The organism is Paenibacillus xylanilyticus (genome assembly GCF_047246825.1).
In the GTDB taxonomy this organism is placed as follows: domain Bacteria; phylum Bacillota; class Bacilli; order Paenibacillales; family Paenibacillaceae; genus Paenibacillus; species Paenibacillus xylanilyticus_B.
Map to the genome: position 1 here is coordinate 824667 of NZ_JBFOLB010000002.1, position 15668 is coordinate 840334.

Consider the following 15668-nt stretch of genomic DNA (forward strand, 5'->3'; position numbering starts at 1 on the left):
AGGCTAGAGCCGTCCATCGGACAACAACCGTTTTAATTGTCTAATCTGGTCCCGCTCACCTGCAACAACAATGGTAGACCCTGAGGCAAAAGCATAATTCGGGCCAGGATTAAACTGCTTTTCCCTGTTCTTCTCCACCACTGCCAGAATGACAGCCCCTGTCGCTTGACGAATATCCAATTCTCCAATTGTCATTCCAACACTCTTGGAATGAGGTTCTATTCGCAGCCATTCGATAAGCAGGCCTTCCAGCATGACTTCCCGTTCATCCTGGAACTTGGGTTTGTATGTTATGCCACCCACGATGGCAGCTACCGCTCGAGCCTCTTCATCATCCAGGGTCACAAGAGACACCATATCTCCCAGTTCTCCGGGCACATCTCCGGATTCCATATGAAACAGATCACGCCGCTCATCATTATGAATCACAATGACCAAATGCTCGCCGCTGCGGGTATGCAGCCAATACTTGCGTCCAATTCCCGGTAAATCCGTCTCTTTAAAGTGCATGATCCACACCCCCTGAAGACATCCCGTTTAAGGACGTACTTTTCCATACAATCTCCGTTATGCGTACTCTCATGGAACCCGCCGGTATCGTAACCGACCTCATTTCCCCCTTGCTGGCAAGTAATAATTGGCGTCCTACAGGTGAGAGAAAGGAGATTCGCCCAGTATCCGGATCTGCGTCGTCAGGCATGACAATCATAAATGTATCCGACGTATGAAAATCAATATAATCGAAGCGAATCTCGCTCCCGATCAGGACGACCGAATGAAGAAGTTCATCGGGTCCAAGCAGCAGCTTTTGAAGATACTCGGTGTATACGGACAATAATTTGTCCATCTGCATTCGTTCGGGTTCACGCACGTCGAAATAGGCGTCGAGAAATGTCCTTTTCTCTTCACCCAATGTAATCAGCTGTTTCACCAGCATTTCTCTGCAATTGTGAAGGGATGACCTATGGTTCATAATAGATCTCACCTCCAATACATGCTTTGTTCTCCACGTTGATTCGCATGTTTCTGTTCATCATTCTATTTTCCTCCTTCATTTAGATAAAAACCCCGAAAAACGGGGCCTTCATACCATCTTACCAAAACTAATTTTTTAATCCAGTGTATTCAGCTAACTTCCCGTTTTAAATTCCAAATTAGTTATATTATCCAATTATTAAAATCAAATCTTTACACTGTATGATAGATCTATAGAACATTTTAATAACGTCATAAAAAACATTTTATGGGTTTTCATCTCGTATTTTTATTTTCTTTCCTGTATATTTAACTACAAACTTTTATGCAATTTATGCAAATACCCATCGACAGACTTTAACACAATAAAGGAGTGCATCGAAAAAGTGTCCACTATAACTCAAGAATCAACTCAAGTTACTGCTGCAGAATATGTTCATTCCGTTTATGAATCGGTTATCGCCAGAAATCCGCAAGAACATGAATTCCATCAGGCTGTAAAAGAGATTCTGGACTCACTCATTCCTGTCATTGAAGCTCATCCCAAATATATGAACAACAGCTTGCTCGAACAGCTGGTTGAGCCAGAACGTGTCATTACGTTCCGTGTACCTTGGGTGGATGATCAGGGCAAGGTTCAGGTGAACCGCGGATTCCGTGTACAGTTCAATAGCGCCATCGGCCCTTACAAGGGCGGACTTCGCTTCCACCCTTCCGTGTATTCGGGGATCGTCAAGTTCCTGGGCTTCGAGCAAATTTTTAAAAATGCGTTGACCGGACTGCCGATCGGCGGCGGTAAAGGCGGTTCCGACTTCGATCCCAAAGGGAAATCCGATCTGGAAGTGATGCGTTTCACGCAAAGCTTCATGACTGAGCTGTATAAATACATCGGTTCAGATACCGATGTACCTGCAGGCGATATTGGTGTAGGGGCACGGGAAATCGGTTACATGTTCGGACAATACAAACGCATTAGTAGCGGACATGATGCAGCTGTATTGACCGGTAAAGGCCTGCTGTACGGCGGAAGTCTTGCACGCAAGGAAGCCACCGGATTCGGCTGTGTGTACTTCGTGAACGAGATGCTGAAATCCAAAGGCTTGAGCTTCCAGGACAGCACGGTTGTTGTCTCCGGTTCAGGCAATGTATCAATCTATGCCATTCAAAAAGCTCAGGAGCTTGGTGCCAGGGTCGTTGCTTGCAGTGACTCGGGAGGATACATATATGACGCGGAAGGAATCAACCTGGAAACCGTAAAAAGATTAAAAGAAGTGGATCGTCTGCGGATCAGCGAGTATGTCAAAGAACACCCACATGCGGTGTATACGGAGGGCTGTGCCGGCATCTGGTCCATCCCATGTGATATCGCGCTGCCTTGTGCAACGCAAAATGAGATTGATGAACAGTCTGCAGCGCTGCTCGTGCAAAACGGAGTCAAAGCCATCGGTGAAGGAGCCAACATGCCTTCCACACTGGCTGCAATCGAACTTTTCTTAAAAGAAGGCGTTCTGTTCGGTCCGGCTAAAGCGGCCAATGCAGGTGGAGTAGCGGTGTCCGCCCTTGAAATGTCCCAGAACAGCATGCGGCTGTCCTGGTCATTTGAAGAAGTGGACGCGAAGCTGCACGAGATCATGCGGAACATCTACACAAGCTGTGTAGAAGCAGCGGATCAATATGGCTGCACAGGCAATCTCGTGGCGGGAGCCAACATTGCAGGGTTCTTGAAAGTCGCCGATGCCATGCTCGCTCAAGGCGTAGTTTAACTTCAAGAAATCGGGCCGTTCCACTCGAAGAGTGTGTACATCACAATTAATCTTAACTATATTGATGAAGGGCAGTTCTCCATGAGGAGAGCTGCCCTTTTCTTCTTTTTCTTTTAACTGAAGCGAGACGTATTAAAGTTCAACAGAACATGTAGATACAATGTGGTCTTTGTCCTTACTAACGCAAAAAAGCCGCCTAAATGGCGGCTACTCAAAAGACATTATGGCTTATGAACGAACGGTTTTCAACGCTCCGCTCCAAGACAACACTTGATTCAACATGCCGTTCAGGTTGGTCAAATGCAGATCAGCCGGTTTGAACGTTCCGTTATCAAAATCGGTAAACAGTGACAATGCCGGATGGACACGCACGTCCGCAACCGACAGTTCTCCGAGAATGCCGCGCAGATGTTCTGCAGCACGTGCACCGCCTACCGAACCATAGCTGACAATCCCTGCAGCTTTATCGTTCCATGCCTCCCGGGCATAGTCCAATGCATTCTTGAGCGATGCCGAGATGCTGTGATTATATTCCTGCACGATAAACACGAATCCGTCCAGGCTTGCAAGCTTCGTGTTCCAAGCAGTAGCCTGTTCTGCTGCATCGGCTTCGCCCAATAACGGCAGCTTGTAATCAGCAATATCCACGATTTCGTAGTTGGCATCTCCACGAGCATCTGCAATCTGTTTCACCCATTCTCCGACCTGCGGACTTAACCGCCCTTCACGTGTGCTCCCAAGAATAATCCCAATGTTCAATTTCGACATGATTATTTCCTCCTCTTGTGTGTTGTTGCTAGTTTTTCCAAATAACTTATCCATAAATCCCATTTTTACACCATCCTGCATCCGTTTAGTTGATTAGCTTAGTATTGATGATAAGTGATTTAATTTATTTAGTCAAGTAACTTACATAAAGTTTGCAAATTATTTTTTATCTCTATGTATCATATCAATGCCGGTTCCTATTTATGCTGCCTATTCAGCCTTCCTTATGACTCTTTATAGGAATTGATCAAATTCCAGTGTAATGGTAAAGTGATACTGACATTCTATAGCCAGTTTTTTCATTTATTAAAGGAAGTGTATACATTGTCTAATCATCCCTTCGGCAGCACAATGAGCCCACATCTAAACACAGACTGTGAGCAATGTTTTGGCCTGTGCTGTGTTGCCTTGCCCTATGGCAAATCATCTGACTTCGCTTTTGACAAATCCAGCGGCACCCCCTGTCCCAACCTGCGTACAGACAATCGCTGCGGCATTCATACACAGCTCCGGCAAAAGGGCTTCAAAGGCTGCACCGTTTATGATTGCTTTGGTGCAGGGCAGAAGCTGTCCCAAGTGACCTATGCAGGCAGAGATTGGCGGGATCATCCGGAAAGCGCATCTGAAATGTTCGATTGTCTGCCTGTCATGAGACAACTTCATGAGCTGCTCAGTTATATGAATGAAATGCTCATGCGGCCGGAGGCTACTTCTCTTCACGAAGCTCTTCGTGGCTTATATCAGGAGACGGAGCGCCTTACTGATCTGGAGCCTTCCGCCATCTTGCGTCTGGATATTCCCGCTCATCGGGCGGTCGTGAACGAACTGCTGTTACAGGCCAGTGAAATAGTTCGTGCGCATGCGCCATCCAAGAATCATGAACAAGGAAAGTCCAAGAGCAAGAAACTGAAAGGAAGAGACTTCCTGGGAGCCAATCTGAGAGGAGCCGACCTTCGGGGAGCCAGCTTTCGAGGCGCGTTAATGATTGCTTGTGACCTGCGCAATGCCGACTTAAGATATGCCGATCTGATTGGGGCCGATTTGCGTGATGCGGATCTGGGCGGAGCAAATCTGACCGGAAGTATTTTTCTGACCCAATCCCAGCTTAATGCAGCCAAGGGCAATGCTCGTACGAAACTGCCTGCCCATCTTAACGTACCTGAGCACTGGTCGTAAGAAAAATCAAGCTGCCTCCATGCAGGGGTGCACAGCAAGCAGCCCGTCCCTCGTTTAACGAAGGACGGGCTGCTTATTTTTATTACGATATATGAATGATTGTCGTTTGAATATTACAGAAGATCGCGGCGAAGTTCCTCAGCGGATTTCGGGGACAGGTGACCGAGTGGGATATCAAATACCGTCTTGGCACCCTTATGTCCTTCCAAGCTCAAACGCTGTGCAGCTCGAGCATAAGCCACCAGTACGCTTGCTGTAAATTCAGGGTTACTGTCGAGCTTCAAACCAAACTCCACGATTTGCTTTTGCCCTGTACCCGTAACACCACTGCGAATAACAAATCCACCGTGCGGCATACCTTCATGTTCCGACTTGAGCTGCTCTTCGGTAATGAATGTTACTGTTGTATCGTAATCTGCAAAATAGTTCGGCATGGATACAATCGTTTCACGAATTTCATCCTGATTGGCACCTTCTTCAGCCACCACAAAACATTGACGCAGATGCTTCTCGCGTGTGGACAATTCCGGTGTCTCTCCTGCACGAATTCGGTTGATGACTTCTTCCACAGGTACGGTATATTGAACCCCTGCTTTCACGCCCGGAACGCGGCGGATCGCGTCAGAGTGACCTTGGCTGACCCCTTTACCCCAGAATGTGTACTCTTTACCCTCTGGCAGGATCGATTGGGCGAGCAGTCGGTTCATGGAGAACAAACCTGGGTCCCAGCCCGTGGAGATGACACTTACGTGACCACCTTGCTCTGCCGCAGCGTTAACTTCCGCGTAGAATTCAGGGATTTTGGCATGTGTATCGAAGCTGTCCACCGTATTGAACAACTTGGCAATGGCCGGTGTCTGCTCCGGAAGATCCGTTGCCGAACCGCCGCACAGAATCATGACATCAATCTTGCCTATGTATTGCTCAGCAGCAGAGATGTGCTCGAAACGAACTTCTGTACCTTCTGCAACCATCTGCTCCGGATTACGCCGTGTAAATACAGCAACGAGCTCCAAATCCGGGTTTTGCACAATGGCTTTCTCCACGCCTTTACCTAGATTTCCGTAACCTACGATACCAACTTTAATCATGTTCGATCCTCTCCTGTCTTCTTCTATAGTTGCATACTACTCTAGTATAAACTTATAACATACCATGTAACTTGTCAGGTTTCCAGTCGAAACTAAAAATACCTCACAAGAATAGCAGCAACCAGCTGCTTTCATGCAAGGCAAGAGCCGTTCATCCCTATTTCGGATTTAGAAAAATGAATGGAGCGCATGTTTTATATAATCCGACTGTTCAGCAAAAAGCGTAACAGGTGCTGCATCCACCCTGGACGTGAAGCACAGGAAGGATAGGGTTAAAATCAAGAAAGAGAGTAGACAGCTCGCCAGGAGCAAGGAAGCGAACTTCGTTATGATTCCCAATTTACTCATCCATCCTGCCTCCTGTTCGCCGTATGTTTCCGGTGTCATGTTTTTCATTGGCTGCCGGGTGCCATAGCCATCTTCAGAATGGCACCGGCTACGACATCCGGTTGACTGTTATGAATATAATGCTGGGCGTGAGGGACAATTTGCTGGTTACCCTGTTTGGACCATGAGGCAAAATTTGCTTGATCTGCCTCCCATGCCCGGCTTCCCTCACTGGGTTGATCTGAACCGACCGTCAGGATCGTCAGAGGAAAAGAGAACTCCTCTTTGTTCCCCAGCACACGGGCTGCGTTGATCTTGGAACGCCGAATCTCATCCATCACGTTGTCATTGTACGCATGCTTCAGCGTGGAGATGGTGGCAGCTTTTTTCATCCGTTCAGCAACCAGCTCCGGGTCTATGACCAGCGTTGCCATCATTCGATCCGAATGCAGCAATGTACGCGCAATACCTGTTTTCACCAGGAACCTTGCTGAATCAAAATACCATTCCGGCGTATCCATCTCCACCGTACTGTAATATTCAGGACTGCCTCCATCGATCATGACCATGCCTGCCACTTCATCCGGATACATTTGTGCAAACCGAACCGTCTCCAGCGATCCCAGAGAGTGACCCACCATAATGTAAGGCGGGCGCTGACCGGATTTGCGCAGCAGTTCATGAACTTCCTCCACAATCGTATCGATATCACGCGGCCGCTCCGTATAGTCGCTGTATCCATAACCGAATCGGTCATACACTGCAATCTTTACGTGGGATTTCAGTCTGTCATACAGTGGACTGAAATCCACATAGGGATTCGGCGTTCCCCAACCTGATGCCATTACAACCGTCGATGTTCCCTTTCCTGCGGTGTAGAGATGCATATTGCGCCCACTCACTTCATACAGCTTGCCAGGCGGCGTATATGACTTCATATCCTGTGTAGACTGATATGCCTCATAAGCCGTACCTGTAAGCAGCAGCAGGCCCGTCGCCAGCATTAGCCCGCCCAATACTTTCAGTCCTCTCCGTAAACCCTTATTCATCGTTTCTCTACCCCTTACACCTAATCTCATCTTCTATGTCGCGCTAAACGATCCTATATGTATTCTTCAATCCTACCCAAGTTCTGTAGTAACCGGAACAATCCAGAGTCCAGTTCTTCCCCCAACCAAAGTCCAGTTCAGTCCCCCTACCCCGCGACGGAGAAGGGGCTGTCTGCACCTTTTAGAGGAGACAGACAGCCCAAGCATACAAAAAAAACCGCCAATTTCCGATACCCGGAAACTTGCGGTTCTACACTTAATCTAGATTCAGCCTGTTCTGCGCCAGTTACAGTTGCAGCGTCAGGCCGACTGGGCAGTGATCACTGCCCATCACATGGCAGTCGATATGCGCATCTTCGACTTGCGGTGCCAGTTGGTTGGACACGAGAAAATAATCAATGCGCCAGCCCACATTCCGCTCTCGTACCTTGGGCATATAAGACCACCAGCTGTATATGTCTGTGCGATCCGGGTACAGATGCCGGAAACTGTCCACATATCCTGCAGCCAGCAGCTCGGTCATCTTCCCGCGCTCTTCCAGTGTAAATCCCGAGTTGCCCATATTAGGCTTCGGATTCTTCAGATCAATCTCCTGATGTGCCACGTTCAGGTCACCACAGACGATGACCGGCTTGGTCTGCTCAAGCTGCAAAACATACTTCAGGAAGCGGTCTTCCCACTCCAATCGATACGGAAGACGAGTCAGATCCCGCTTCGCATTGGGCGTATATACATTCACCAGATAAAAGCGATCAAATTCGAGCGTAATCATCCGGCCTTCCGGTTCGCTGTCTTCCTCCATCCCGTAACGGACGGATAACGGCTTGATCCGGGTAAATACGGCTGTACCGGAATATCCTTTTTTGATGGCATAGTTCCAGTATTGATACACATCTTCCCCGAGATCCATCTCAATCTGGCCTGCCTGCAGTTTGGTCTCCTGCACACAAAAAATATCTGCCTGACTTTCCTGATAATAATCCATGAATCCTTTGGTCACACATGCCCTTAACCCATTCACATTCCAGGACACCAGCTTCATATCCTCATCTCCTCACATCTCACCAATATAGCATGGGCCAATTCAGGAGGACAAGGTGGATGGCCTGAAAATGATGATTAAGTACGTTCAGATCAAGTCGCCAACTAGGTAAACAGCCACTGTAACGCTTCGGGAAAATGTTTGGCAAAGAACAGCATGTCATGTGTTCCGCCCTCTTCTTCCACGTAGTTCAAACAATCGGCAGGGTATCCCTTCGCCAGGATCATCCTGCACGCTGCACGCGTATGGTCAAGCATATGAGCCTGAACGTTCTGTTTGTATACACCTTCCAGGCTGCCTACATACATATACAGCTTCAGGTCACTCCGTTCAGACCAGGTTTGTTCTGTCAGGTAGTCCAGGAAGCCTTCGTACCACATGGAAGCGGACAACGCGCCGACTTTGCCAAATACGTGCGGGAACTCGATGGCTGCATACAGAGAGATCAAGCCCCCAAGTGAACACCCCACGATCCCTGTGCTCGCTTGATCTGCAAGTGTACGATATGTGGAATCCACATAAGGTTTCAGATACGTTGTGACCGTATCCAGATACGCTCTGCCATGCCCGCCAAAAGACGAGAATGAAGCCGTAAGCGCAGGCGCAGGCCAAGGTGTATAATCATCGTTCCGATTGTGGGGTTCAATGCCAACCAGAATCATCTCCGGCAGCCACCCTGATCGAAAATAATGGTCCAGGAGATTGCTGCAGGCCTTGGCTACTGCTCCCCCATCCTGGATATATACAACAGGATAACGACCTCCTTCTGCGTAGGAGGGTGGAAGAAGAATGTGGAGCGTCCAACCGTCTATTGACTCATGTATCCATTTACTCATGCTCGGTTCCTCTCCTCCAATACAGAATCCGGTTGATCACATCCGTTTTTTGAGCAGCAAAAATATAAAATAAGGGACACCAATAATGGAGATCACAATTCCTACAGGCAGCTCTGCCGGGGCAAAGATGGTTTTCCCAATCAGATCACCCACAACCACCATGGCCATTCCCACCAAACCAGATACCGGAATGACCCGCTTATAATGAAGGCCTACCAGTCGTCTGGCAATGTGGGGAGCAATGAGTCCAACAAAACCGATACTGCCGGATACTGCGACACAGGCACTGACCAATCCGACACTGCCCAGGAGGAGTACCTTTCTCTCCCTATGAACATCCACGCCGAGCCCCTGACTGCTGGCTTCCTCCAACTGCATCACGTCGAGCACACGGGATTTCAGCCAAAGTAGTGGAATAAGCAGGACCAGCCACGGAATCATGGCCACAATGAAACGCCAGTTGGCATTATAGATACTTCCGGTCAACCAGACGGTGGCCATCTCAAAATCATTCGGGTTCATTTTCAGGGAAAGATAGAGCGTAATCGCACTGAAGCCTGAACCAATGGCGATCCCCACCAGGATTAGACGCTGTGAATCCAGCTGTCCCCTCTCTTGCGCAAACCACAGAATAAGAGTAACTGCCACTAGTCCTCCAACCAGCCCAAACAGCGGCATAGCCATGATGGACAACCATCCAGTACCTGTTATGGTTCCTTGGAACAGGAGCATAAACAGCACCATGGCCGTTCCCGCACCCGCATTGATCCCGAGCATGCCTGGGTCAGCCAGCGGATTGCGTGCAATACCCTGAATGACGGCCCCGGCAATCCCGAGTCCCAACCCAAGAAGCAGAGCGATCACGATCCGCGGCAGCCTGAAGTCAAAGATAACCAGGTCATGTTCATGAACAGGGTCCAGTCGCAATAAGGTTTTGATCACATCCATGACCGATATGTCGAACGTACCGTTCGTCAGACTGATATACACTGCGGCTGCGATGATTGCCGCACATACGAATATGACGGTCCATAATCTTCCCCGCTTCCGTTCAGGCATGTTTTCCCCCTCCTTTGGTCTTGATCAGGTAGAGAAAAAAAGGAACGCCAAACAATGCGGTAACGACTCCGATCGGTGTTTCAAATGGGGAATTGATAAATCGGCTCAGAATATCGCACCAGGCAAGAAAGATGCCGCCCAGAATGGCGGAACAAGGAACAACCCAGCGATAATCCACGCCGAAGAAAAAACGCGTGATGTGCGGAATCAACAATCCGACAAATGCAATTTTCCCGGCCAAAGCCACGGAAATCCCCGTTAAGATAACAACACTCAGAATGGATAATGCTTTGACCCATGCGGTCCGCTGCCCCAGGCTTGTCGCCACATCATCCCCCATGGACAGAATGGTAACGGACTTCGAGAGGATCAGCGCAAGTGCCAATCCCACCACGGCAAAGGGAATAACCAGCTTCATCATGGTTGGGTCCATCTGATGCAGTCTGGCGTTATACCAGAAACTGATGGTCTGGGATACCTGATAATACGTTGCCACTGCCTGGGACAAACCGCCAAGAAACGTGCCAATAATGGTACCCAAAATGGCAAGCCGCACAGGCGACATCCCGCCGGGCAGCAGCCAGGCAATGAAAAATACGAGTCCTGCCCCCAAAGCGGATCCCGCCAGGGAATAAAAAATAAGCCCTAGGGCAGACGTATCCGGCATAAATACCATGCATAGTGTGATGACGACGACCGATCCGTCCGATACCCCCATAATGGAAGGGGATGCAAGATAATTTCTTGTCATCCCCTGCATGAGAGCACCGGATACCGCCAGAAAAGCTCCGATCAGCAGAGCTCCGATCACGCGTGGAAGTCGTGAAGACACAATGATCTGATGATCGATGCTGTTCGTGTCAAATTGAAAGATCGCTGCTGTGACCGTGGAAACATCAATATTTTTGGCTCCATACAGAATGGAGGCCAGAATGGTGGCTGCTATAATCAGGGGTGCTGATGCAAACAGCACCGCCGGATTCATTCTTCTTTTTTGCATGGATTATACACGCCTTGCTCTAATTATTTGGTGAGCTGCTCAACAGCGGCCTCCAGGAAATGAATTCGGCTCCACGCCGGGCCTCCTTCGGCAAGCGGATCAATCACATTCACAAACGCATGATTATTTTGCAGAGCTGTCGTTTTCTGCAGAATTGGGTTATTCTTCAGATCTTCCAGTGCATTTGGCGTGTCCGCATTCTCCGTAGCTTCAAATTGGATAAACACTACATCCGGATTCATCTCAGCAAATTTCTCCACGGAGATCGCTTCCTGTGCTTTTGCTGCCTGAATCTCGGCAGGGACCTGGAATCCAAGGTCATTGTACAGAATCGGATTCACAAAGACCGACTCGGGATATACATACATCTGTCCGTTACGGATTCGAACGGCCACAACCTTTTTGTTTTTCAGTGTATCGCCAAGTTCTGCCTGTGCCGTTGTCAGGGCCGCTCTGTATTGTTCAATCTCCTTCTTCGCGAGATCCTGCTTGCCTGTCAGCTCTGCCAGCAAATTCAGGTTCGCTTCCCAGTTCGTCGCAATGTGAGATACCTGAATGAATGGGGCAATTTTGCTCAATTGCTCGGCCACTTCAGGCTTGAATTTGGTGGACCCCAGGATAATATCCGGTTTCAACGACAAAATGGTTTCGAAGTTTGGCTCAATCTTCTGTCCGATGGACTCAGCTTGATCCGTAATGGAGCTATACATCTCCGGGAATTCCCCGCCGAAGGTGATTGCACCTACAGGATGTACATCCAGTACCAGTGCATCTTCCATGGCTTCCATGGAGCCGGTAATTACGATCCGTTTCACATCGGTTGGAACGGTATATTCCTGATCCAGATATTGAATGGTTCGTGTTCCTTCTGCTGCCTGGGTTGCATCCGTTTCACCAGTGGTTGCCGTACTTTCAGTCTGCGCCGAAGTTTCCGTTCCTCCCGCCGCTTCCTCTTTATTACCGCATGCTGCCAGAACCGTCAGCATACAGATCAACGCCAGCAATAACCCCAACTTTTTCTTCATCTCTAGTGCTCCCCCTTCAATAGTCCAATTCTCTAATTGAGAATAATAATCATTATTGAATGATAAACAAGAATGACAAACAGAGCCATGGACTCTGTCCTGAATCCCTATGGATTATTTACCGAAACCTATTTATCATGTCATCCAGAATCCGTTCATTGGCTACAGGGGAATTTTCGAGCCAGGGGTCCGCCGTTATGATATACAGACGATTATTCTGCACCGCCTTGATATTTTGCCATAGAGCTGTTTTTTGCACATCCTCCCATACAGATAACGTTTCACTCTCCTGACACACCATCAGGAAAATACAATCGGTCTTCATTTCGCTGAGCTGTTCCATGCTAATGGGTTCGTTGTATACGGTTCCGTGCGGACTGGAATAGGCAGGTCTGACCTCCAGATCACCATAGAATACGTCTGACATGGAATGTGAACTATACCTTGTAAACTGCTGTTTCAGCAAACGTACAACGACGGCTGTTCCGTTTCCGATTGCCTGCTGAACCTTCGCCTTGGCCTGCTGGACTTTGAGGTCATAGCTTTTCAGCCAGCTCCGGGCATCCTGTTCTGCTCCAACATGCGCAGCCAGCGTCTGCAGCTGTGACCGCCAGGAGTGTTCCGAAGATGCTATATATTGCACAGGTGCAATCTCTTCAAGCTGCTTTCTCTCCTCAGGCCGCAGTTGATCATAGCTGATGATCAGTTCGGGTTGATGCTCCCGCAGAGCCTGAATTTTGGATTCCCATTCCAGATCAAGCCGATAGGCGCTAAGGTGCACCGGAATGTCCTTGCTGTACATGCGATAATAATAGGCTGTCCACTTCGGATGCAGCGGGGCCGCATACGGAATCATGTTCAGCGCCAGCAAATGTCCGGTCACGCCAATATGATAGGCTGCGATTTTGCGGCGGCGGCTGTTCATGTATACCGACGGGGATACGCCTACTAGTTTTTTGAATTTGCGACTGAAGTAGAACTCATCCTGATACCCGACCTGATGGGCGATATCCCTCAGACGAAGATCGGTGCCGGCCATAAATTGCTTCGCCCGGTTGATCCGAAGTCCTGATATGTAATCCGTGGTACTCATTCCATATCTTCGCTTGAACAAGTCCACATAATATTTGGGGCTCAGCCCTGCCATGCCTGCGAGAAATTCCACCGTCAGATTTTCATTGGAATGTTCATCAATATATTCTTTGGTTCGCTGAATTAACATTTGAGAATCTTCCTTAAGTGGTGCGTGAGCCTCTGTAACGTGAACCAGAAATTGCAGGAATTCAAGATGAGCATGAAAACGGCCCATGGCTTTGCCGCTGTGCCACAGGTTATTCAATTCTTCACAATGAAATGCCAGCTGAAGAGTGGAAGCCGCGGCCAGTTCCCTGCCTGATTGAAACAAAGGAGTATCCTTAATGAGCCTCAATGTACCTGAGTCACCCTGGACCTCCTCATACAGATCGAAGCGTACTAATGTTACTTCAGCACCTTCCTCCCCAAAAGAGGCCAAGCCAAACGTCGATTCAGGCACACACGAATACACGCCTTGTGCCCTGATATTCACGGAACTGTGATCCAGTGTTAATAAAGCTTCGCCACCTGTAACCATGACCAATATATAAGAGGAAGTATGCTGCTGGGGAAGAACCCATCCGGTAGTGGATTTGATCTTCTCAATATCCCGTAATTTTAAGGTCAGACGATCGAGCGGATGTTCGGAACCAACCAGGCGCTCCTTGTTAAAGTTTTGGGAAATCATCTATTTTCCTGCCTCCATTTGATAACCATTCTCATTCACTCTGTCTAGTATATCAAATTTCCCCAGGATGTCGCACGATTTATCCCCTTGAGGCAAACCTTATTGCCCTGCTCATCAATATCGGCAGCACCGAAATATGACCTTCATCTTCAAAACAACTAAACTCAGCGCTCAGGCCTTCGAGTCCTGTAGCGTTCAACCAGTGCGCAAACTCCCTGGATCGTTCCACTACACCGCTCGGGTGGCTTCCTTCCTGTTCCCCTGCCGCGAGCAACACGTGCATTTCTGCCCCGCAATTCTCCACTCGGGAGACCCATGATTCTCTCTGCTGTGCAATCCATGAAGAATTCCAGTGGATGGACGGGCTGCCTGCAATGTAATGACGAAACGTTCCCGGATTGCCCAGCAGCATCTGCAATACAAACAACCCGCCGAGGGAGTGCCCTACGATGGATTGTCTGCTGCGGTCAATGGAGTACATCCCCTCCACCTCCGGCTTCAACTGTTCCTCGATAAAATGCATGAACGCTTCTGCTCCGCCATGCTCCGGCCAGCTTGCACCATCTGGTCTTCTAGGCAGATCCGCTTCCGAAACGGGCATCATGAGATCGTAATGTCTTTCTGGCGGAAAAGGCTGACGGGCTGCGTAACCGATCCCGACAATCACTGCCGGGACCACTCCCGATTTGTCCGAACGGGCGGATTGTACCCGCATGGCCTCCACCATGGTGCCAAACACCGCGTTGGCATCGAGCAAATAGATCACGGGATATCCGCTGGCGGGCGGCGCACTATCCGGAACAAAAACTTTGATCCGATATTCGCGTCCGCTCTGCTCAGCACGTACTTTATATTCAGATGTTCCTGGCAAAATCACCCCGGGGCTCATCCCATCCTGATTCATAACTTGTTTCAATGTGATTCCTCCTTGTGGATGCTGCTGTAATCTCCGATTATATCCAAGGCACTCCATTCCTGCCATGGACGATCTGCCGGGTCAGATATGGATAATACACCGCTTCTATGAGAGGAAAATAAGAATGAAAAAGACCGGAACATGGTCCGGTCTTCATTCGGCCGCAGGAACCGCGGCCTTTTGCCTTTGGGATTCCTTACGGTGTCAGCATGCCTATAGGTCGCTTTTTAACTTGGAGAACAGAGCAAGATCGATGTATCTTCCTTTTTCAAACTCATGCTGCCGCAGCAGCCCTTCCTGTTGAAAGCCCAGCTTGTGCAGCAAACGGATCGAAGCCTCATTCTGCGGTTCCACTTTCGCTTCGATTTTGTTCAATTGCATGTTCACGAAGCCAAAATACAGCACGGCATGGGCGACCTCGGTCATGACCCCCTTACCCCAGTAATCGGGATGCAGGTCGTATCCGATCTCTGCTCGGTTATGTATATCTTCTCTATTGAGGAACCCACAGGTACCAACGACCTTACCGGACCCCACATCTTCAATCATCCAGCGCAAACCGGACTGCTCCCTGAAAATCTTCGCATACCAACGCATCTCATCCATCGCATCATCTACAGTCTCAAAAGGCGTAAACGGCATAAACTCAACAACCGTTTCATCGGAGTATAATGCCAAAATATCGGGGGCATCCTGTTCTTCCGCTTCTCGCAGGTTAAAACGCTCGGTCTTAAGTATAGGGAATTCGTCAAATGCAAACGGGGTACTCATGGATCGTCTCCTTTATGATGGACTGTCATGAACCTTGTCTTCAAGTATATGGGCAGGTGTCTTCCATGCCATTGTACCAAAATATTCTAAAAAAAGACTCCTTTCTTG

General features: G+C 48.8%; 16 protein-coding genes. 2 read left to right on the forward strand and 14 right to left on the reverse strand.

Going from position 1 to position 15668, the window contains the following annotated elements; all coding sequences use genetic code 11:
* Positions 1–3 precede the first annotated feature (3 nt).
* Positions 4–510, reverse strand: a complete 507-nt coding sequence (locus tag AB3N00_RS18425; RefSeq protein WP_413035869.1) for a cation:proton antiporter regulatory subunit — start codon at positions 508–510, stop codon at positions 4–6.
* Positions 500–973, reverse strand: a complete 474-nt coding sequence (locus AB3N00_RS18430) for a GreA/GreB family elongation factor (RefSeq protein ID WP_413035870.1) — start codon at positions 971–973, stop codon at positions 500–502. Before AB3N00_RS18430 ends, AB3N00_RS18425 begins: the two co-directional genes overlap by 11 nt.
* A gap of 388 nt (positions 974–1361) precedes the next feature.
* Between AB3N00_RS18430 and gdhA the strand changes: the two genes are divergently transcribed.
* Positions 1362–2738 (forward strand): NADP-specific glutamate dehydrogenase, encoded by a 1377-nt coding sequence (gdhA, locus tag AB3N00_RS18435; protein ID WP_413035871.1) that lies wholly within the window; start codon positions 1362–1364, stop codon positions 2736–2738.
* 228 nt (positions 2739–2966) lie between these two features.
* Here the strand turns inward: gdhA and AB3N00_RS18440 are convergent, their stop codons facing one another.
* Positions 2967–3506, reverse strand: a complete 540-nt coding sequence (locus AB3N00_RS18440; RefSeq protein WP_413035872.1) for an NADPH-dependent FMN reductase — start codon at positions 3504–3506, stop codon at positions 2967–2969.
* A 351-nt stretch (positions 3507–3857) separates the two neighbouring features.
* Between AB3N00_RS18440 and AB3N00_RS18445 the strand changes: the two genes are divergently transcribed.
* Positions 3858–4682: a pentapeptide repeat-containing protein gene (locus AB3N00_RS18445; protein WP_413036073.1), complete on the forward strand. Its 825-nt coding sequence runs from the start codon at positions 3858–3860 to the stop codon at positions 4680–4682.
* 113 nt (positions 4683–4795) lie between these two features.
* Here AB3N00_RS18445 and AB3N00_RS18450 read toward each other — a convergent pair whose 3' ends face one another.
* From AB3N00_RS18450 to AB3N00_RS18500, 11 genes are all read right to left on the reverse strand, one after another.
* Positions 4796–5773 carry a diaminopimelate dehydrogenase gene (locus AB3N00_RS18450; protein WP_413035873.1) on the reverse strand — a complete coding sequence of 326 codons (978 nt, stop codon included), beginning with the start codon at positions 5771–5773 and terminating at the stop codon, positions 4796–4798.
* A gap of 168 nt (positions 5774–5941) precedes the next feature.
* Complete coding sequence (locus AB3N00_RS18455; protein ID WP_413035874.1) at positions 5942–6160, reverse strand: hypothetical protein; 219 nt, start codon at positions 6158–6160, stop codon at positions 5942–5944.
* Positions 6161–6165: 5 nt separating this feature from the next.
* Positions 6166–7149: an alpha/beta fold hydrolase gene (locus AB3N00_RS18460; protein WP_413035875.1), complete on the reverse strand. Its 984-nt coding sequence runs from the start codon at positions 7147–7149 to the stop codon at positions 6166–6168.
* A 286-nt stretch (positions 7150–7435) separates the two neighbouring features.
* Positions 7436–8191 (reverse strand): exodeoxyribonuclease III, encoded by a 756-nt coding sequence (locus AB3N00_RS18465; protein ID WP_413035876.1) that lies wholly within the window; start codon positions 8189–8191, stop codon positions 7436–7438.
* A gap of 104 nt (positions 8192–8295) precedes the next feature.
* Entirely contained in the window at positions 8296–9027 is a 732-nt protein-coding gene (locus AB3N00_RS18470) for an alpha/beta hydrolase (RefSeq protein WP_413035877.1), read from the reverse strand.
* A gap of 36 nt (positions 9028–9063) precedes the next feature.
* Positions 9064–10086, reverse strand: coding sequence for a FecCD family ABC transporter permease (locus AB3N00_RS18475; RefSeq protein ID WP_413035878.1), 1023 nt, complete (start codon positions 10084–10086; stop codon positions 9064–9066).
* Positions 10079–11071: a FecCD family ABC transporter permease gene (locus tag AB3N00_RS18480; protein ID WP_413036074.1), complete on the reverse strand. Its 993-nt coding sequence runs from the start codon at positions 11069–11071 to the stop codon at positions 10079–10081. The genes AB3N00_RS18475 and AB3N00_RS18480 overlap by 8 nt, the downstream gene beginning before the upstream one ends.
* 38 nt (positions 11072–11109) lie before the next feature.
* Complete coding sequence (locus AB3N00_RS18485; protein WP_413035879.1) at positions 11110–12111, reverse strand: ABC transporter substrate-binding protein; 1002 nt, start codon at positions 12109–12111, stop codon at positions 11110–11112.
* Positions 12112–12229: 118 nt separating this feature from the next.
* Positions 12230–13873 (reverse strand): AraC family transcriptional regulator, encoded by a 1644-nt coding sequence (locus AB3N00_RS18490; RefSeq protein ID WP_413035880.1) that lies wholly within the window; start codon positions 13871–13873, stop codon positions 12230–12232.
* 79 nt (positions 13874–13952) lie between these two features.
* On the reverse strand, positions 13953–14777 hold the full coding sequence (locus AB3N00_RS18495) for an alpha/beta hydrolase (RefSeq protein ID WP_413036075.1): 825 nt from the start codon (positions 14775–14777) through the stop codon (positions 13953–13955).
* Positions 14778–15002: 225 nt separating this feature from the next.
* Complete coding sequence (locus tag AB3N00_RS18500) at positions 15003–15560, reverse strand: GNAT family N-acetyltransferase (RefSeq protein WP_413035881.1); 558 nt, start codon at positions 15558–15560, stop codon at positions 15003–15005.
* Positions 15561–15668 lie beyond the last annotated feature (108 nt).